The following is a 20284-nucleotide window of genomic DNA, read 5'->3' as shown; positions in this document are numbered from 1 at the left end:
TTGAGTCAGTTGCAGCTAAAGATATGTCCAGTTGAAAAAAGAGGTGTCTGTCTAATGAGCTGGCTAATGGACTAAAATAAATAGCATTGTAAATAGACTTGACTCCTAATTACATACTCATTCTCGTACGAGTCCAAAAATCCATAGAAACAAACTCTGATATAACCAGTGTACCGCTGTCTTCTGGCACAGACTTCATCGATTCAAGCACCGCTCCAATTGGCTCAGAGACTTTTGATTTTAGTATTATTTAGTCAGTATATTTATACTATATGCTATGTATATAGCTTGTATCTTCTTGAGGAGCACTGAGGCAAATGCGCAAATTGGGTTACTGGGAAACCGCACTGTGTTTATTGCACGATCAGTTAGCAGGAACTGGCACCATATTTAGCGCTACGCATATCCGTGGTCAAATCGACTTTGCGCATTTTAAAAAGGCGTGGTACTTGCTGTTTCAGCGTCATCCTTTATTACGTGCCACAATTGAGCAATGCTCTGATGGTTATTATTTTAAAGAAAATGCTAGGTTTGATAATATTCCGATTCGATCCATATCCCATCCTGATCCAAGCCATTGGGAAACGGTCGTAGAACAACAGTTAAGTGAGTTATTTCCTACAAATCAGTATTTATGGCAAGTTATTTTATTACACACGAACTCGCTGCCAACCAATGAATATCACATCATTTTTTGCGTACACCATGCGATTGCTGATGGTTTGTCATGTGTGTATTTGATGAATGAATTACTAACTTATTATAAGCAAATTAACAGCAAAAAAAACATAACAATTAAACCACTGCCATTGCTGAACCCGGTAGAGAAACTTCTTTCACGACCAATATTGGTAAACATGGCTAAACCTAAAAAAGACCCTACGCCAAAACCTATCTCACATACGCCAGTGTTTTATCAAAATTATAAACCTTTAGGACAGCGTGTGACCAAACAGATTTATCGTATTATACGGCAAACAGATTGTAGGCAATTAACAATGTGCTGTCGTCAACGCAATATCAAAGTCAATTCCGCCTTTAACGCAGCCATGCTCTTAGCAGCCCAAATCATGCTTGAACCGCCATTGCATACGGAATTAGTTACACCAGTCAATTTAAGACTTTATTGCAACCCACCAATTGGCCTTGTGCACTTTGGTTGTTATATCTCTTGTGTGAGCACACCATTTGCACTTATTTCAGATGATTCTTTTTGGAAACTAGCACAACAATATGAACAACAACTAAATGCAGAAATCCCTAAATTGGCTTCGCTTCCACTAGAGTTTGACTCAGCCAATGCAAGTCAATTATCTACTTTATTAGATATTGAGTCGGCACGAATGCGACTTCAATTCACTTCGGGATTTTGCGTTACCAATAAAGGTTATCTTCCCTTTCCCAAACATTATGGTCCACTAGAATTAATTTCTTATTTCACTTCTTCTTCGCGACAAGCGGGAGATCTGGTGATTAATTTATCGGTCACTTCAATGCTTCATCAAACTTTTTGCTGTTTTACTTACGCGTCGCCATTAATTCAATCAGAATGGGCAAGTCATTTTGCTGATCAGTATATCAATATATTACTGGGTGCAATAAAAAGTACCCACCCATAAGCTACGACGCTGTATTATGTAAAAAAACATATAGCTTGTTATAAAACAATTTGTTTTTGGCTCGTTTATGTAAATATACCCAGATTTTGAATCATATAAATTTACACTCGATGGGTATAGTCTAGAAACTCGATTGCAACATTTCATCAGTGAACTTGCCTACATTGGACGAGCTCATAATTGTGATGAATCCCACATTAAGACCGACGCTCGTGGAAATCCTCTTCTGGATGCAGAGGTAAACCCCGTCACCCAAGGGATATCATAAAACCGGACAATTCATGTGCTACAGAAGCGTAATGTTTATTTCCCCCTACACAATACAGCAAGAGTATATTAACATGACTAGTCAATAGTCTTATCAGCAATCAGCAATCAGCAATCAGCAATCAGCAATCAGCAAAGCTATGATTGTAATTTCTGGATGGATTGGAGTAGTGTATTTGAGTATGGGTGCCGGCCCATTTATTTTGGATGAGTCGGGATATTGGTTTTGACGAAGGAGGCGTAATGAGTTATCCAGGAATAGAGTGTGGAAGAAGGGGTATCGAGAGGCTAAGGGGTAGCACTGATACTGTCAATCAATCAATCAATTCTGGTTTATTTTCTTCATTAATTAATTTTCTGCATAGTAAGCCTTTTAAAACTCCTGTTTTCCGTCATCAAACCACAACAGATCATCGAAGCAGCGCTGGCTTTTTAAAGAGAGCAGGTTTTGGTTTTCTTGGTTTGTCGCTGGCGTGCATGACGCTGCCTGCAGTGGCTGGCAGCATGGGTGCAGTGGATGTTCCTGTTTCTCATCCCTGGTCGGTGACTGGCAGTCTTGGCTACACCGTGTATGAGGATATGTTCCGAGATGATGGTCAAACGGCTGTGGGTCGCTTTGCCATTGGCCGCGATGTATACACTGGTAATTCTCTGACCTGGGGTCTTGAAGTTGGCGTGCAAAGCGGCAACACCATGCGTTATTTCCCATCACAAGCCGCCATTGATGCGCTTGGCGGTCTTCCGATTCAAACGACGGTGAAGCCGATGCTTGATGCGCTAGTGACTTTGAAAACCGCTTCTTTCGGCACAATACCCGTATTTGCTCAACTCAAAGGCGGGATTGCCTATCGCCGCTGGCAGTTTAATGACCGAGACAGCATTAACGATAAATCACGAATTGCCGGTGAAGTGCAGGCGGGGCTAGGTGGCTTTATCAGTGAGCGGACAAGCTTGAGTTTGTCTTACCAGGGTATTTTTGGCAGCAATCCTGATTTTCGCCTCAATGCGGCTAATGCCACCGGTCGGGTATCTAATATCCCCGTGCAACATGGTGTGCTGCTTGGTTTAACGGTTTCTGTATAACCTTGGATAAGGAATTCCTATGACTAAGAAACAACACATTATCGCTTTAGGTTTGGCTGCCATACTCTCTACCACGGGCCATACCGCCAATCCGGCCACGAAAGAGTACGTGGATGCGCAAGTCACGATACTGCAGTCGCAGATTGCCGCGATTCCCTCTGGGAATCAAGGGCCTGCAGGGCCTCAAGGCCCTGAGGGCGACCCAGGTCCTGGGGTTGCTGCCGGAGGTACGACTGGGCAAATTCTTGCAAAAGCCACGGATACTGATTATGACACCGAATGGGTTGATGGCCCTGCTACCTATACTATAGGTCAGCAAGCCATGGGTGGGGTTGTATTTTACGTGGATGCTACCGGTCAGCACGGATTAATTGCAGCAAATGCAGATAATAATGGCGTTCTTGCCATACGGTGGGGTATTGGACAGCAAACACTTGCCACGGGTGACGGTATTGGTGCAGGCAGTATGAACACGTCTTTGGCGATTGCTAAGCAGGCCTCAGAGGCTGATGTTGCTAATGATGCTTTACTTATTTGTGCCAATTATGCTATCCAGGCCGATGGTGTGACACCTTGTGCTGCCCCCGGTGCAGCAGGCGCTACTTGCTACGCTGACTGGTATTTGCCGTCAAAGTTTGAGCTGAATCAATTGTATCTACAGAAAGTAGCAGGGACGGTTGGCGGTTTTGCCAATGTCGACTACTGGAGTTCTACAGAGACCGGTGCTGCCAACGCGTGGGTACAGAACTTCGGCTCTGGCAATCAACTCTTCGACAGTAAGATCGCCAATCTTCGGGTTAGGTGTGTCCGGGCTTTTTAACGCTTAATCCCTTTGCCCTTGTTTGAAGTCGCGTAGCGACTTATTAGATTTTAGAACACTGGCTGGCGTAATGCCAGCCGATAAGCCACAATCGGCGTGGGCGATTGTATGTCCGCGCCACTTTATTATAGCGAAACATTGATCTTTCGTTATTAGACCTCTTTCGAAACCACCATTTTCTTAACGTATCATGATCTACAAGAAAGCCATCTCTTTCTAAATACTCCGATGCTAAGGTTGGACCAAAGCCTTCATATCTCTCTATATATCGGTTTATAATCGTTTCTTGATGCGTGTTCTTTCGACTTGAGACTCGACCACGGTTACCGTGGATTAGGCCTGCATCACCTTTCTCTTTATACCGTTCATAAATCCTTAAAATTTGCCGGTAACTTAAGCCACGCTGCTCAGCCGCTTGTACTAACGTAATTCTTTGTTGATTTACCATCTCACAGACTGCTTTTCTCTGCCTTTCACACTCACTCATGATCAGTACTCCCATACAACCAATCTCCTTTTAAGCTCATACGGAACTTATAAGGTAAACAAATGTGACATTTTCATGGAGTTAGCGATGTGACAGATTTATGGAGTTACGACAATTTTCAACCCATTTAAAATAATAAATGAAAAGATTGTCCGTAACTTGACCGATGCGCTGCTCCATTTTTTTAGATATAATGAATTAACTTCAATTTAGAGATAAATTTTTGTGAAGCATAAAAACAAGAAAAAGCAATCCTATCCGTTAACCCATAAACTCGCAGTTGTAATTGTTATTATTTTAATTTCTATAGCATTGACGCTTTTAAATTAAAAAAAAATGGTAGCCAAAAAATATTTATTGTAACTCCCCCGGATATTTTTTGCCTACATTTCATCATACGCAAATCACGTTCAGCAAAACCAGAGAAAATCCAGCGCTGATTGCTGGCAATGAACCGGTCATTGGATGCCATGAGCAATCCGGTTTTGATATTTATATAGATAATTCATTCCTTGAGCCAGCATCGTAAGTTGTTGAATACACTAATATATCACCAAAACAAATTGATACCATGCGGCAGCTTTATCGTCCACTATGGAATTCTAGTGTTTAACCAATAGCGTGCTATATCGATTCGACGCGCTATCCACACATTTTGAAACGCTTTAACGTAGTTAATAAATTTTTGTATAGCAATGGTTCGACCTGGTCTTCCACTGATTCTAGGGTGAAGTCCAATGGTCATGAGTGCAAGCTTTTTTTCGTGATATAAATAATCAAAGGTGTTTTTTAAATGTAGAAAAAATTCATCTGCATGACTAAATCCTGGTGATGTGCAATAGCGAAAATCATTGCAATCAAGTGTGTACGGTATAATCAGCTGATGGTCATCAAAATACGGTAAATCGTCGGCATAACTGTCGGAGTGATACATTAAACCTCCCAATTCTTTTAACAGATCTAATGTATGTGCACTTCGCCTCCCTGTATACCAACCCAATATATCTTTCTGGGTCAATTGGCTTAAAGTGGATAGACACAGATGGATGTGGTGTTTTTCTTCTTTTTTAGAAACGCCACTGTAATCAATCCAACGCCACCCGTGACCTGCAACTTCATGCTCGCTTTCACGCAAATAATTACTGAACGCGGGATTTAACGTTAACGCGAAGCCCGTTACAAAAAAAGTAAGTGGGATTAATTCTTGATCAAATAAATGTAACAAACGCCAAATGCCGCTGCGGCTTCCATATTCAAATAAAGACTCCATGCTCAAATGACGAGCCCCCTTAGGTTGTTTGCTTAATGAAAATTCAACGCCATACGTCTCAGAAAAACGATCGCCATTTAAAGGGGTTAGCTCAGCGCCTTCTTCATAATTTACGACAAAATTGAGTGCGAGATGGGCTTTATTAGGCCATTTAATCTCAGGCACCATGTTTCCATAGCCCACCATATCACGCATTGATTATCCTAGTTCAAAAGAGGTGATACCATACACATGATTATGTTCAATGTTTGGTTCACCTTTTAAATACATTCGTGCGGTTTCAAAGACTTTTTCTAAATGATGGCGACTGACTAGCGCTTTTGCTTCTGGGTTATTTTCAGGGATATCTAAATAAAAAGGTTTCCTTTTGGCGTGTGCTGCTAAATGGATAAATAATTCTTCAGCAATGCTCGGGGTATCGGCAAATAACGGACCAATTTTAAATCCTTTTTGACAAGGCCTAATAAATCCATAGCCAGCTATGGTTTGATGATTAAGCCATGCGAGGCCTTTTCCTCCCTCTTGATGCAGCCAGCATTTCAAGAACGAAGGTCTAAAAGCAGGAAAGTGGCGGCGATCGTATGCGAGTAACTCATCGAAAGGGATCTTGTCGATAGAAACTAAATTTACAGGAATTGAAGAAACCGCGCTATTTAAACTACCTTGATAACGTGCATTATTGTGAGCTAGTTTGTAGCCAAGCCGAGCATATTTATCAAGCATATTCATTACGCCATCAATGCCTGCATTTCGGTTGCCTACATAAGCTAGTCGGTGCTTTGTTAATTCTAATCCGTACCCTTTTCCACGGTAGGATTTATCCACAATATAAAACCCACAAAAGGCATATTGGTCATCATATAAAACAGCTGATCCTACCGCGATAATTTGACCATCAAGTTTGCCGGCAAAAAAACCATGACAATCTGTTTGGAAAAAGCAATCCGCATCATGAAGACCAGGATTCCATCCCTCATTGCGGGCCCAGTCAACAGCGACTTGAACTTCTTTTTTATTCATGGTTTCAATGACATAGATAGAGTTCATATCGTGATTTTATTGAATTCATTGTTATTTTATTATAGTCAATAGTTATAATCAGTGGGCTTTGCACTAAAAGTAAAATAATTACTTACCCTGCCTTTGAAATCACTTCTCACTGTGAAAGTTTTTGTTAATTTAGCGATTTGGACTAGGAGACATGCCCCTTCTGACGTCTAAATCTAAATTATCGATATCATCCCAATCAGGAAAAGATGTAGCGTAATGTTCATTTAAATATCTCGATAACTCGTCAAGATACTCTGATTCAGAATAGGGATATATATCAATCTCAAAAACATTCTCATAAGTAAATGTTTGTGGAAATTGATGAGGCTTATCAACAGATTTCTTTTATACCCTACAGGCCGCTCATATTCAGCTATCATGCACTCGTAACTAAACTCACTGTCTTCTGGTTTCCTAGAGTAGAAAGTGCACATCGCTTTAACGTTAATTTTAGTCATAACCTACCAATTTTGATAAAGGCTCTTAGATATAATTTTAGACAATTAGTTGGTTATTTTGTTAATTTTCTGGCATATTGATGAAAAAATGAAGCGTGACTGGGACGATAATCCGAATAGGGGGGCTGAACGCAGATATTCTGAACTGCTGTATAAGCATGGTTTTTAAACAAAACTATGCAAATATCAAATAAAAGTCAGGATCTTCCTTAAATATTTTATCCATAATGTTCGCTTATTGATTTACAAGTTAATTAATCTCCTCAAAGTCGGTAATGTCTTAATTTTGAAAACGTAACCACATTTCCTAACCGATTCAAAGAAATTAATAGAGAGAATAGGAATGGGTGACCGCTAGCTGTGACCCCTAATCCTTTCTCGAATTAACTCCTATTAATAGCGCTTCCTTATGATCATTGGCCTAAGCAGTTAGCACCAAGTACGTCTTTACGGAAATGGTTCGATCATGATCCGGAAAAATGGGATGAATTTAAACGGAGATATCTTGAAGAATTAAAAGAAAAGCGTGGCGTACTTAAAGAACATTTTTGAAAAATGTGATGATGCAAACGTTGTTTTACTCTACGCAGCAAAAGGCAAAAACCATACTCACGCGCTTGTTTTAAAAGATGTATTGGAATCTTGGCCTAATTGGCCAAATTATACGTAACAGGGTTTACTTAGATGTCTATTATCATGTAATGAATAGAGTAGCAGACTGTAAGTATATTTCTAACTCGGAGTATAACTACAAGATGTTTTTAGAGGCGCTTTTGTGCGCCTAAATAAATAGACTTACCCCCTAATCTTCGATCTCCGGATTAATTCTGCAACTTAGTTCCATAAATCCGATCGCCCGCATCCCCAAGTCCTGGGAGAATATAGCCGTGCTCATTTAATTTTTGATCAATTGCAGCCGTGTACACCGGAACGTCCGGATGAACTTCGTGAAATCCAGCAAGACCTTGAGGAGCAGCTAAGAGACAAAGAAACTTTATTGATTTCGGCTCATATTGTTTGATTCCATTAACCGCCGCAATGGCGCTATTTCCCGTTGCAAGCATAGGATCAACAACAATTACATCGCGATTTTTAATATCTTCTGGTAATTTAAAATAATACTCAACAGCCACTAAGGTTTTAGGATCTCGGTATAAGCCAATATGGCCAACACGAGCCGAAGGGATAAGCTGTAACATGCCTTCTAAAATTCCGTTTCCAGCACGCAAAACTGAAACAAAAACAAGTTTTTTTCCTTTCAAAATTGGAGCCTGCATGGTCATTAATGGTGTTTCAATTTCTTCATATTGAATTTGAAGATCACGCGTAATTTCATAAGCCAGCAATAAACTAATCTCATGCAAAAGGTTGCGAAACTTGACCGTGCTCGTATCCTTTTTACGCATAATTGTTAATTTATGTTGAATTAATGGATGGGTGATTTCAATAACTTGTTGATTGCTCATCTTTCAGTCCTTTTTTAAAAAATAGTACCGTCACTGATAATTTGTAAAGGAGGTGCTCCATCAGGTCGCTTTAGTTTAGCGATGCGTCTACCAGCTTCCCAAGTTCCACCTTGAAGAATCTTTGCTAGCGGCAAATCAGATGACGTCATATCTAGTTGCTGGCGTATTACTTTTGCGAGCTCATCCAGTAGAGCTACGGTCAAACCTCGCCATTCGACTATGAATTCAGAACCTGGCTCATGAGGTTTTTTGCACGCATCAATTCTTTTCAATTGCAAAACGTCTAAGTCAATTAGTAAGCCGCCATTGCGATACTCTGGCAAACCCGTCAGATCATCCAAATCAGTGACCTTTATTCCGCTTTGTTCTAAGGGCTCAATCAAAGAGTAAGTCAGCCATTGCGACAATTTGTGAAATGGAATTAATTCAGAACCCGGTTGATCCGTTTTAAGTAATGAATGGTTCCAGACGTCACCCAAAGAAACCCCGTTGAAACATAATCGCTCTGGCCAAACGGGGCTAAATCCAGCCAAAACAGCTTGAAAAATTTGCTGGGCAGCAATGGATTGTTCGGATTGCAAGGAAACAATGTATGAATAAAAATCACCCAATCGGCCCTCTTGGCCAAAATATTGGCGCTCTTTCTTGATCGTAACTCCCAGACGATTGAGTAACGCCACACGCCCTTCAATCCCCTCAAGAGGATTGTCCTCATCAACCTGAAAACGATTCATTAGATCGGTATTACTAAAGGCAAGCAGGCGCTCGCTATCAACTCGCAAGGGCTGATTGGGATCGATGCTAAAAGCACCGTCGAGATAAAGCGCCAAGCTCGCAACGGCCAACCCTTCCGAGCGATTCAAATCAAGCCCTGTACTTGATTCGAAGTAATGCCAATGTTTACCCGCACCCGCATCAAGCAAGACACTGATGATCACAAGTTCATAAAGAATTTTGCCACGCTCTTCTATCGAAAAGAACGCCAGCTGAGCTTGCAATGTCTTAATTCGATTAATTCCACCCGCTTCAAAATGTCGCCAACGGCTATGATATGGAATATTAAGATCAGGATATTGATCATAAATAACATCTAACACGAAAGAGGCTGCTTCCGTAATTTTATTAGTATTCATTCCAAAATGTACTAGTTGATTCTGACGAGCCAAATCAAATAAGCGTTGAGATTGCTGGCGAATTGTTCGCAAATCTTGCAAGGATTCCAACACTTCTGCACCCGATTCGTTATGCTTATTCATCAAGACCACGTCCTTTAGGTTTTGCCAGTTCATTAATGTCAAGAATACTATCGGGTGAGAAATAACCCGCTGCTCGCTTTGCATCCATCTCAACCTTGGCGTCTTCTGGAATCAATTCATCCGGAATTTTAACGCGTTCTATCACTTCGATCCCTGCTTTTTGTAGCGCATCAAATTTCATATTAGACATGGAAACAAAACGCTGTATTTTCGTAATACCAAGCCAATGCAAAACATCGGACATCAATTCCTGAAAACGCATGTCCTGAACACCGGCTACACATTCTGTACGCTCAAAATACTTGGCTGCTGTGTCACCGCCTTTTTGTCTTTTTCGCGCATTATAAACGAGAAACTTAGTAACTTCCCCCAACGCCCTGCCTTCCTTGCGATTATATACGATAAGACCTGCTCCGCCTCGTTGTGCGGATTCAACACATAATTCAATACCATGCACAAGATAAGGACGACACGTGCAAATATCCGAGCCAAAAACATCTGAACCATTACACTCATCATGGATACGACAGGATAACTCAATATGGGGGTCATGAATGGTGGTAACATCACCAAAGAAATAGGCAGTTAATCCACCGATGGGAGGCAAAAACACGTTAAGATCACTTCGTGTGACTAGCTCCGGAAACATGCCTCCGGTGTGCTCAAACAAAGTGCGTCGTAATTCTGCCTCTGGTATTTGGAAGCGTTCAGCAATTCCTGGCAAATACCATACGGGTTCGATGGCTGCTTTTGTAACAACCACATCACCAGATTCATGTAATATTTTACCATCCGGTTTAAGACGTCCCTTCTTGATTGCGTTTTGTAGCTCTGGCATGTTGATATGCGCTTTGGTTACAGCAATTGTTGGCCTGATATCAAATCCTTTGGCAATTTCCGCAGCAAAAACCTCGGTAACTCGATGCCCCCAAGGATCAAGCGAGACAATTTTGTCAGAATGGCTCCACTGAGAGTGCGGTCCAATAGCCACGGGTGGTGTAGTATTTGTTAAATCAGGTATGTGTTCTGGATCAAGAACACCGGCAGCTACAGCAAGAGCACGATAAACAGAATATGAGCCAGAGTGTGTACCTATTGCATTGCGATTTTTAATGTTCGTGAGTGAAGCGATAATAGGCCCGCGTTCTTTTGGATCAGATGCCCCCCACTTCACTTCCAAAGGCACAGAGGCATGCCTTGAAGGATGAGAGGTTAAAATAATATGGCCTTTTGTTTTTCCTTTTGTTTTATCCTTGATTGACATAAAAATCCCTAGCAGTTGATTTTGTACACTCAACTTAAAAGTTAGATCCGAAAGATGATATCAGTTCTACAATATAGATTAAGTCTATATTTAATCCAAAGGTTTTTTACTAATCCTTGCTGGCGAATTGGATCCAAAGATCTTTATTTAGCAATGTCTTTAATTAAAGAAATGGCCATTTCCTTTATTTAAATATAAATACGGTAGGTCTATTTATAATGCTATTTATTTTGGCGCACAAAAGCACTTCTAAAAGTATGTTGTGCCAAAATAAGCAACCTTTTCGATGTAGTGTCTATAATGCATAATGATATGTACATTATCTCAACACCATCCTATTCCTCCAAGTCTTACCCTGTACCCAGATTTTCTAAACTGCTGTATAAGCATGGTTTTTTAAACAAAACTATGCAAATATCAAATAAAAGTCAGGATCTTATTGTGTATGGCCATCATCCTTCGCCATGTATTTAAACAATACAAGCAGTTTAAAAACAATCAAGCCTTGGTGGATGTTTCGCTTCGTATAGACCCTGAGGATAAAATGGTGGCTTTAATTGGCCCGAGCGGTTCTGGTAAGAGCACGCTATTAAATTTGATTGCGGCACTTGATAAACCAAATTCAGGGGAGATTATTGTAAACTCTAGGAATATCCTGAGGCTAAATCGTACTGATCTAGCTCAATATCGACTGCATGATGTAGGGATTGTTTTTCAATTTTTTTATCTTTTTCCAACCTTAACCATTTTTGAAAACATAGCCGTGCCTGGCTATCTTGCCAACACGTCTCGTAAGAACTTAAAAAAAGAAGTGGAGGCTATTGCTGATTTGGTGGGAATTAGACATTTGCTGAATCGCCATCCTCATGAGATTTCAGGAGGCGAAGCTCAGCGTACAGCAATTTGTCGCGCGTTAATCAATAAACCTAAATTATTGTTGGCTGATGAGCCAACGGGTAATCTCGATACAGAAACGGCTCATGTCATTTTTTCTCTAATGCAAACTTTAGTAGAGCATCGAAGATTGACAGCAATTATTGCAACTCATGATTTACACTTGCTTAAAAAGGTCAATAAAACAATAGAACTTAAAAATGGACACATCCTCTAATGGTTCTGTTGAAACTCTTTAAACTGCTCACACTTCCTTATATAAAACAGGAAAAAACAAGAATATTGGTGGCCATGATAAGTATTATTCTTGGAGTTAGCTTATTTGTCACCACGCGCATTTCCGTTGAGAATATTTTTAGTGGATTTGATGCAGCAACCAGTTATGTTGGTAATAAAGATTCTGTGCAAATCACTTCTGAAACGGGTCAAGTTCCAGAGTTTATTATTCCATTGTTATTAAGTGTTCCTGAAATTGATTCCGTCATTCCAATGAGTTCGCGATACCTCGAAGCCTATGCCGGTAATCATAGGGTAGGTTATATATATCTTGTTGGTACTGATATTTTGGCCATCGAACATTTTATTCATCTTGATAAGCTACGAAGACCAGAAAAAGATTTGGCTTCCTATCTTGGTTTTTTTCTGAATGAACCAGTCCTTGCCTTTATGTCGACTCACCTAGCTGAGCAAAGTCGCCATGCACCATTGTTCTTGCGTATCAACGGTAAAAATAAACCAGTGATCCCTAATTTTGTTTTTGATAATACCCAGCAAAAATCATCCCATTATGGCGACGAAATACTCATTATTGATATAAAAAATTACCAAAATTTATTCCAGAGCTATTCATTCATTGATCAAATTAACTTAACTTTTAATACGACAGATGTTCAGAAGGCCATTGATAAAATTCAACACTTCCTCCCCAAGACACTGCATATTCAGCAAGGAAATGATAATTTATATTATGCTAACAATATTACAAAAGCGTTTCGATTTGTCTTAAATTACCTGACAAGCTTTGCTTTATTAGTTACGGCAATCATTATCTATAATGCAATAAGCTATTATGTTTTAGACAGACGAAGGGATTTTGGTATCATTCTTATGCTTGGCGGTAGAGCAGAAACCCTTTTCTTTTCCACGTTACTAACCAGTATTTTACTTGCCTGCCTTTGTACGGCAATTGGGGTGCTTTTGGGTTATTTCATCAGTGTGATAACCATTAAATCTGTTACACAGACTATATCAACACTCTTTCTTCCAGTTCAGGTCACTGAAATCCATTTACCCCGCACTGTTATTATTGAAGTATTTACGGTCATGATTCTAATAACGGGTATAGTTAGTGTGCTACCTAGTCGTGAAATATTTCGCATTGCGCCACGACAAACAGTTTCTTATCAAACTTATGAGGAAGCATTTAAATATAAGCTCAAAATTCCAGTTGCAGTGGGTACGGTTTTTTTGATTTTGTCTCTTTTAGGGTTGATGTACACCTACTTCACATTTAATCCAGTGACCGGATACATTGCATTTTTAGCGATAAACATAAGTGTTTGTTTTTTCCTTCCAGCGACGATGCTCTTTTTTTTATCACAAATAAGACGTATTGCCAGTTACTTTCGGATTGAAGCATTGATTACAATCGATCATATAAAAGCAACAATGCGCAAACACGTAGTGGCTGTTGCAGCCATGAGTATTGCGATTTCATTATATTTAACTGCGACGGTCATGATTGATAGTACACAATATACGGCCTTAAATTGGGTGGATCAGGTGTTTAGCGCCGATCTTTACGTGAGCGATAAAAATAATGTGTTGCCCCAATTTATAGGGCATTACCTTCCTGAAGGAATTATTGAAGAGATTAAACAAGTTCCTGGGGTTAAGTCAGTTACTCTGTTCAGTCATAAAGATATTACTTATCAACATGAACCTTTACGAGTACTGAGCACTAATTATGAAACATTAGAACAAAATTTTAACATCCAATTCGTTAACTCATTAAGCCAGGAGGAGTTAAAACATCTATATCATGATGCAACAAATGTGTTTATCTCTCAGCACGCTGCTAAGATGTTTCATTTAAAACCAGGGGATGTAATTGAGCTTCGAAGTAGCAATGGAATTTTTAAAGGAAGAGTTGCCAATATTTTTTATAATTATTTTACTTTTCAAAATATAGTGGTGATTGATCATAAAATATTTAAACAGTTATTTCATGAATCAAGAGCCGAGCAAGCAATGATCTCGCTTAATTATCCAAATGATGAAAAAAGGGTTATTGATGCAATTAAACAGGTTTTTCCCTATCCGAATATCGTTATTTTATATCAACAAAAAATGAAAGAAACCGCTAATCATCTATTCATGGCCACAACAGGAATCGGGAAAGGTCTTGTATGGGCAATTATGATTCTAACCAGTTTGACCTTATTCAGCACTATTGAACAACTTATCCTAAGCCGTCGGCGAGATTTCACAATTTTTTGGACAATTGGCGCTTCTGATTTTACCTTAATTAAAATGTGCTTATGGGAATCGTTCTTGATATGTTCCGCAGCCGTATTGAACGCTATCTTCCCTACCGTTCTTATTCTTGTATTATTGTTCAATTTTTTAGATCTCATCCTTTTTGGTACAGATATCTTTGCGTCTTTTTCTATCGCGTCATTATTTTCATTTACAATGTTGTTATGCCTTATTGTATTGTTAAATGGAATAATACCGGCATTAAAAGTCAAAAAATTGATTCATGTCGATGCTTTGAGAATGGAGTAAGTACTTGCTCAAAATAAAAAAATTAGCTCAATGTATATTGGTCTTTTTTATTTTCTTCTTGTATTTTACGAAGCCATACGCGCTCAATCACAAAACGTTAGAATTTCCGGTTGATCATGGCATGCATCAGGAAGCTAATGTTGAAAAGTGGAATTTTTTTGGTCATCTAGAAGATTCAGAAGAACACACATTCGGCTTTTCATTAACGTTCTTCCGGCTTGGTTTATTTGCTGAGCCTACACCATCTCCATGGGCAACCCAAGCCATTTATATTTCTCATTTTACGATTACCTCAGCAAGAAACAACATGTTTTTCAAAGCAAATATAAATAATCGGACGAGCTTTAATTACGCAGGGGCTAGCCATAATCATTTATTCGTTTGGAATCGTGCGTGGTCAGCTGAAATGAGTTCAGGCACCATTAATCTCATGGCAGAGACGAAAAAAGCAGGACTTGCTTTACATTTAATGCCGATAAAACCAATTCTCTTGCATGGACGAGATGGTTTATTGCCTATTAGCTCAAATGGTGATAATAACGCTTACTATTACTCTTATCCGCGATTACAAGGGAATGGTATTCTTGTTTTTGAGGGAAAAGAATACAAGATAGTAAATGCATCAGCGACTATGGATCATGAGTTTCAATCTGTTAAACACTACCATTCGTCCTGGGATAAGTTCATTATCCAATTAGATAATAATGAGGAAATCATTATTTACATTGTTGCTGCAAATCAAGGAAATTTTGTTAATCCAGAAAGTTTTGGCGTCATAAATCGAGCGGATGGTCAACGTATTAAATTAAAACTGGCAGACTTTCAATTAACGCCCGTTAAGTCATGGCAGAGTTCAAGCTCAAATATGACTTATCCAGTCAGTTGGGTATTAACTATTCCCCAATATAATTATCGGCTAAGCATGCATCCTAGTGTAGAAAATCAAGAAATCATCAGTTTAATCTCAACTTATTGGCAAGGAGAGGCTAGTGTAAACGGGGAAAACAATGGGGTTCAATTATCCGGCTACGCCTATTTTGAGTTATCTAGCCAGCACGTCAGAAGTTATATCTTAGGTTAACCTATTTAAAGCTTTGCACGGATTTTCTTGGCCGCTCAAATAACCTCTTGTATCAATTATAAAAATAAAATAAATTGAACTGTTTTCCCCTTCATTACAGAGCATTCCATGAAAAAATCACTTCATTCTAGCAAAGTAAAATCTATTTAGGTATTGGTCCAACTGTATTTGGCATGGAGAATAATATTAGTCAATTTGTTGGGTTTGCTGATTACGATGGACAGCAGGCAACCGATATTAGTGGGGTTCCGGCCAATTTATCCAAGACTCATTGGAAATGGGGAGGTGCAGCTAAATACCATTCAATACATTAGTCCTTTTACCAATCGGATAGCTGCTAGTAACTTGGTTGGAACATCGTTTATTCATCTTTCTCAACAAGAAATTGTGCAGTCAGTGACTATTTCCATGAATGGGTTATTTAATATATAAATCTAGGATATGTGGATGAGTTCTCTCATTCAGGGACGATTCTTACTGCTTGAGCCAGAGCCATTTTTTTTCCCCTTTTGTGATTCAGGCTGGAAGAAATTTAGTGAAGCGGATGAAGAAGGTTGATATCTATAGTCCGTAGGGTTTGATTGATCTAATTGAAATCCAGGACATTTTTTCCAAAATTTATCAGCGCTTTGTGAAGTTGTTCGAATAGATAAGTTTCTTTTATCGGCTAACTTAATCAGCTCTTCGACTAGAAACCTTCCCGAACCTTTGGCTTCTTTATTTAAAAGATTTGAAATCAAAAAGCGGATAATAAACCCGTCCTTATGATCGTCTGCAATTAATACGCCACAGGATTCTTTGCTCTCTTCATGAACTGCAACCCATATATGACCATGTTTTTCACTTTTGAGTGTTTCAATCATCTGTTTCGCTATGGATTCAGCATTTTTGATTACTGGTAAAATACCCTTGTTTTTCTTAGAAAAACGATCATTCCAGTCTTGCAACAGCAGTCTTGCCTTTTCGGCATCGGTTTTTTTTAGTATAAACGTCATGGGTTTTTATCGATAGAAAGAGATAAACTAATTATAGCATGCATAAATTTAAACCAATGACCTGCTTAGAGCGGCGACCAAAGGCTGTTAACCTAAATTCTTTCTTGAGTAGGGAAATATGATCATTTATGAAGTCAATCTCGTTATTGACGATGATGTCTTTGCTGAGTTTGGTGTTTGGTTAAAAAAGCATATCGCTGAGATGTTGCAATTTAAGGGCTTTGTTAAGGCTAATCTTTTAAAAGAAGAATCTGAGGCGCTCGACCCTCAGCAGAAATTAACGGTGCAGTATTATGTGAGAGAAAGAAATGCGTTGGAACATTATCTTTTGAATCATGCCCCTAAGATGAGGGAAGAAGGGTTAAGACGTTTTAATACGAAATTTTCGGTATCAAGAAGAATTTTATCTCTTCAACAAAGTTGGGCGATTGATGGTTAAGTTTCCATCTCTTTTACTTTCTCTAGATAGATTTCTTGCAGGAACAGGTTATAAAACTATCTGGCCTACATAGCACGACTTGTTCGGGCTATCTCTTAGTAATGAATGAGTATTTTATGAATAAAAGATCGAATTTAACTCTTGCCTTTCTTTTAAGCTACATTTCCATTGCATCCGTTTCTGCAGCAATCATTACGCCTGCCTTGCCAAATATTGCAGAAGCTTTTTCTCTTGATGAAGGTTTGGTGGAGTGGATTGTTTCCGCTTTCTTGATTGGCTATGTCATGGGCCAATTGGCTTATGGGCCCTTAGCCAATGCGTATGGCCGTCTGCGGGCGTTAAACTTAGGACTTAATATCAATTTAGTAGGCTTGTTGCTTTGTCTGATTGCTGGGTTTTATCAGCATTTTGGTCTTTTAATTTTGGGCCGTTTCGTCACCGGTTTAGGTTCGGCTGCAGGATTGACCTGCACGTTCATGTTGATTAATGAGTGGTTACCAGAGGAACAGCGCAAAACAGCGATGGCTTATTCCATTTTATCATTTGCATTGGGAATTGGTTTTGCCGTGTTACTTGGTGGGATCATCACCCAATACGCTCAGTGGCAGGGGTGTTTTATCTTTCTGATTCTTCAAGGTCTTATCATGCGTGTTGGCGTAAATGTATTTGACGAAACATTAGAGCAACCAAGGCCTCTTCAGATGAAGACTTTACTCTTAGATTATGGGCAAGCGTTGCGATCGTTTAAATTGCTTGTTTTTTCATTAATTTGGGGAGCTTGCTCTGCAATAGGATATTGTTATTCAGCCGCCGCTCCACAGATAGCGCATCAGTATTTACACTTATCGGCATCTGGTTATGGATATTGGAATACGGTCAATATTGTTGGCATGTTGTTTGGTGGTATTTCAGCACGCGTTCTTATGCAGCGCTGGTCTGTGATCCGAGTCATTATAGCAGGCTATCTAGGCGCGTTATTCGCTTTGTTTAGCTTAACCACAATGCTTCATTTCCATAGTCAATCCATAGTGTGGTTCTTTTTATCAACGAGCCTACTTTATTGTTGCAGTGCTTATTTATTTGCTGGCGGGTCTTATATTGCTTCTAATGCCATTGCGGATAAAGCCAGCGCTTCATCCATGATGAGTTTTATCAACATGAGTGCAGCCACACTAAGCGTTGTAGTAATGGGGTATATTTCAACGAATCCCTTTGTTGGGTTTTTGATAACCTTAACGACGGTATTGTTTATTACCTTAGGCTTACTCGCATTGTTTCAAACTAAGAGTTTGAGAAAAATGCAGCAACTTTAGTCCATCAGCTTTTGATAAATTCGCGGTAACCAGGTCTTTTGGTAAAAAAAATATGCCATTAAATAATCTCTACACAAAGGACAAAATAACGAGTGATAATAACTCCAACTGAATGCCTGCTTCCCACCCTTAATGCCATAGATATCTACACAAAAAGAATAATTAGTATTTAATATGGGATTTTAGTAAAAGTGGATAATAATAAATGGATTTAGAGTTACGCCATAAAAAGCGTTATGAACAATTAGTAAGGTCGCATATGATAACGAGTGATATGCTAAGTGCCGGGGTAAAAAGTAGTTTAAAAAGCAGACAGTCATTTAATGAAACGCAAGCTGCATGGCGCTTTTTTAACAATGAGCGCTGTGAGCTTGGGGAGTTAGCCAAACCGCTGGTAGCGCATGGAGTAAAACATTCAGAAGACTGCGCTCAGTATGGATTAATGGTGCATGATTGGAGTGGCTTAAGTTATAAAAAACATACGAGTAAAAAAGACCGTTATGGAGTGCATAATGAGGAAGAATATGGATATGAGCTGCAAGCCAGTCTGTTATTAAATGATGAGACAGGGAGTCCCATAGCGCCTATTGCGTTAAATGTAGTGACTGCCGAGCGGGTATTAAGCACGTACACGAAGGAAGCTAACCGAGCAGCAACGCATATAGAAGAGCTTGCCAAGCGAATACATTATATCGAAGAACAGCCCTTTAAGACCCCTTTAGTTCATATAATTGATAGAGAAGGTGATTCCGTTGAGTTAATGCGAGCCCTTGAGGGGAAGAAATGGCTTATTAGGTGTCGAAGTAATAGCCATGTGACCTATCAAGATGTTTCGATAAGAGTTGATAAATTGGCGAATCAATTGGTCTTCAATCAAGCGCGAACGATACACTATAAAGGACAAGAAGCAAAACAATACTTGGCAAGTACCCAGGTATTAGTCACTCGAATGGCACAACCGAAAAGAAAAAAAGAAGGTAAGCCAAAACAAATAAAAGGAGAGGCTGTACCGTGCCATTTTATTGTAAGTAAAATTCAAAATAAAGAAGGTAAGATAGTAGCATGGTGGTATTTATTATCGAATGTAGAGGTCGATAGTACTACGCTTACGCTTTGGTATTATTGGCGTTGGTCTATTGAGACTTTTTTTAAGCTCCTTAAATCCGCAGGCATGCATTTAGAATCATGGCAACAAGAAACAGGCGAGGCGATTGCTCGTCGATTATTAGTAGCTTGTATGGCTTGTATTTTAGTCTGGCAAATAGCAGCAGCAAAAGGACCCGAAGCCGGAGAACTACGGACTCTATTAGTGCGATTAAGCGGGAAACAAATGAAATATGGCGTAGAATATACAAAATCAGCTCTTTTTACAGGGCTTTGTTCTCTTCTTAATGCACTCGATTTATTAGAACGATATGACCCAGGAGAACTTAAACAAATGCTTCGCCAAATAATAGGAGAAGCATTTGTGTAGATACCTATGGCTTAAAGCACAGCAGGTAGGGCAAGCTGGTGCTTGCGCTCACTCAACGCCTACTTGCTGCGGCTTTGACCGCAGCATCCATTTAACTTGCTGGTTTCTAGCGTGGATGCTGTGCTTAAAGCACAGCAGGTAGGGTATAATCTGGTGACTGCGCTCACTCAACGTCTACTTGCTGCGGCTTTGACCGCAGCATCCATTTAACTTGCTGGTTTCTAGCGTGGATGCTGTGCTTAAAGCACAGCAGGTAGGGTA

19 protein-coding genes are annotated in these 20284 nt (G+C 39.5%); 12 read left to right on the top strand and 7 right to left on the bottom strand.

All coding sequences use genetic code 11. The features are described from left to right. The first annotated feature begins 317 nt into the window (after positions 1-317). From E1O41_RS08230 to E1O41_RS08220, 3 genes are all read left to right on the top strand, one after another. On the top strand, positions 318-1619 hold the full coding sequence (locus E1O41_RS08230; protein ID WP_131776845.1) for a condensation domain-containing protein: 1302 nt from the start codon (positions 318-320) through the stop codon (positions 1617-1619). A gap of 744 nt (positions 1620-2363) precedes the next feature. Next, a complete protein-coding gene (locus E1O41_RS08225) occupies positions 2364-2969 on the top strand; it encodes a hypothetical protein (RefSeq protein WP_131776844.1) in 606 nt (201 codons plus the stop codon). Positions 2970-3021: 52 nt separating this feature from the next. Further along, positions 3022-3789, top strand: coding sequence for an Lcl C-terminal domain-containing protein (locus E1O41_RS08220; protein ID WP_165481153.1), 768 nt, complete (start codon positions 3022-3024; stop codon positions 3787-3789). A gap of 43 nt (positions 3790-3832) precedes the next feature. Here E1O41_RS08220 and E1O41_RS08215 read toward each other — a convergent pair whose 3' ends face one another. Further along, entirely contained in the window at positions 3833-4291 is a 459-nt protein-coding gene (locus tag E1O41_RS08215; RefSeq protein ID WP_131776842.1) for a helix-turn-helix domain-containing protein, read from the bottom strand. Between the two features lie 364 nt (positions 4292-4655). Between E1O41_RS08215 and E1O41_RS11765 the strand changes: the two genes are divergently transcribed. Then, the gene (locus E1O41_RS11765) at positions 4656-4805 is read left to right on the top strand and encodes a hypothetical protein (protein WP_165481152.1); all 150 of its coding nucleotides are present in this window, start codon (positions 4656-4658) and stop codon (positions 4803-4805) included. A 63-nt stretch (positions 4806-4868) separates the two neighbouring features. On the opposite strand, the gene E1O41_RS08210 is transcribed toward E1O41_RS11765, so the two are convergent. Continuing rightward, positions 4869-5741, bottom strand: coding sequence for a polysaccharide deacetylase family protein (locus E1O41_RS08210; RefSeq protein WP_131776841.1), 873 nt, complete (start codon positions 5739-5741; stop codon positions 4869-4871). A 3-nt stretch (positions 5742-5744) separates the two neighbouring features. Continuing rightward, positions 5745-6593, bottom strand: coding sequence for a GNAT family N-acetyltransferase (locus E1O41_RS08205; protein ID WP_131776840.1), 849 nt, complete (start codon positions 6591-6593; stop codon positions 5745-5747). A gap of 857 nt (positions 6594-7450) precedes the next feature. On the opposite strand from E1O41_RS08205, the gene E1O41_RS12010 reads away from it, so the two are divergent. Beyond that, complete coding sequence (locus E1O41_RS12010) at positions 7451-7606, top strand: DUF488 domain-containing protein (RefSeq protein ID WP_131777008.1); 156 nt, start codon at positions 7451-7453, stop codon at positions 7604-7606. Positions 7607-7875: 269 nt separating this feature from the next. Here the strand turns inward: E1O41_RS12010 and upp are convergent, their stop codons facing one another. From upp to E1O41_RS08185, 3 genes are read right to left on the bottom strand one after another with little or no spacing between them, the layout of a single operon-like run. Next, on the bottom strand, positions 7876-8520 hold the full coding sequence (upp, locus tag E1O41_RS08195; RefSeq protein ID WP_131776839.1) for a uracil phosphoribosyltransferase: 645 nt from the start codon (positions 8518-8520) through the stop codon (positions 7876-7878). Positions 8521-8534: 14 nt separating this feature from the next. After that, positions 8535-9776, bottom strand: coding sequence for a URC4/urg3 family protein (locus tag E1O41_RS08190; protein WP_188668225.1), 1242 nt, complete (start codon positions 9774-9776; stop codon positions 8535-8537). Continuing rightward, entirely contained in the window at positions 9769-11040 is a 1272-nt protein-coding gene (locus E1O41_RS08185; protein ID WP_131776838.1) for a GTP cyclohydrolase II, read from the bottom strand. Before E1O41_RS08185 ends, E1O41_RS08190 begins: the two co-directional genes overlap by 8 nt. A 445-nt stretch (positions 11041-11485) precedes the next feature. Here E1O41_RS08185 and E1O41_RS08180 point away from each other — a divergent pair, with 445 nt between their 5' ends. From E1O41_RS08180 to E1O41_RS11760, 4 genes are all read left to right on the top strand, one after another. Next, complete coding sequence (locus E1O41_RS08180; protein WP_131776837.1) at positions 11486-12151, top strand: ABC transporter ATP-binding protein; 666 nt, start codon at positions 11486-11488, stop codon at positions 12149-12151. Continuing rightward, positions 12151-14721, top strand: a complete 2571-nt coding sequence (locus tag E1O41_RS08175) for an ABC transporter permease (RefSeq protein ID WP_131776836.1) — start codon at positions 12151-12153, stop codon at positions 14719-14721. Before E1O41_RS08180 ends, E1O41_RS08175 begins: the two co-directional genes overlap by 1 nt. Before the next feature lie 4 nt (positions 14722-14725). Beyond that, on the top strand, positions 14726-15802 hold the full coding sequence (locus E1O41_RS08170; RefSeq protein WP_131776835.1) for a lipocalin-like domain-containing protein: 1077 nt from the start codon (positions 14726-14728) through the stop codon (positions 15800-15802). Positions 15803-15975: 173 nt separating this feature from the next. After that, positions 15976-16116 (top strand): hypothetical protein, encoded by a 141-nt coding sequence (locus E1O41_RS11760; protein WP_165481151.1) that lies wholly within the window; start codon positions 15976-15978, stop codon positions 16114-16116. Positions 16117-16263: 147 nt separating this feature from the next. Here the strand turns inward: E1O41_RS11760 and E1O41_RS08165 are convergent, their stop codons facing one another. Further along, positions 16264-16797, bottom strand: a complete 534-nt coding sequence (locus tag E1O41_RS08165; RefSeq protein WP_131776834.1) for a GNAT family N-acetyltransferase — start codon at positions 16795-16797, stop codon at positions 16264-16266. A 118-nt stretch (positions 16798-16915) separates the two neighbouring features. On the opposite strand from E1O41_RS08165, the gene E1O41_RS08160 reads away from it, so the two are divergent. From E1O41_RS08160 to E1O41_RS08150, 3 genes are all read left to right on the top strand, one after another. Next, positions 16916-17236 carry a DUF4286 family protein gene (locus E1O41_RS08160; RefSeq protein WP_131776833.1) on the top strand — a complete coding sequence of 107 codons (321 nt, stop codon included), beginning with the start codon at positions 16916-16918 and terminating at the stop codon, positions 17234-17236. Between the two features lie 116 nt (positions 17237-17352). Continuing rightward, the gene (locus tag E1O41_RS08155) at positions 17353-18549 is read left to right on the top strand and encodes an MFS transporter (protein WP_131776832.1); all 1197 of its coding nucleotides are present in this window, start codon (positions 17353-17355) and stop codon (positions 18547-18549) included. A gap of 205 nt (positions 18550-18754) precedes the next feature. After that, positions 18755-20023 (top strand): transposase, encoded by a 1269-nt coding sequence (locus E1O41_RS08150; protein ID WP_131776831.1) that lies wholly within the window; start codon positions 18755-18757, stop codon positions 20021-20023. Positions 20024-20284 lie beyond the last annotated feature (261 nt).

Source organism: Legionella impletisoli, assembly GCF_900639875.1.
Classification (GTDB): domain Bacteria; phylum Pseudomonadota; class Gammaproteobacteria; order Legionellales; family Legionellaceae; genus Legionella_A; species Legionella_A impletisoli.
The sequence above is the reverse complement of the archived record's forward strand: the minus strand, read 5'-3'. Positions and strand labels throughout refer to the sequence as shown.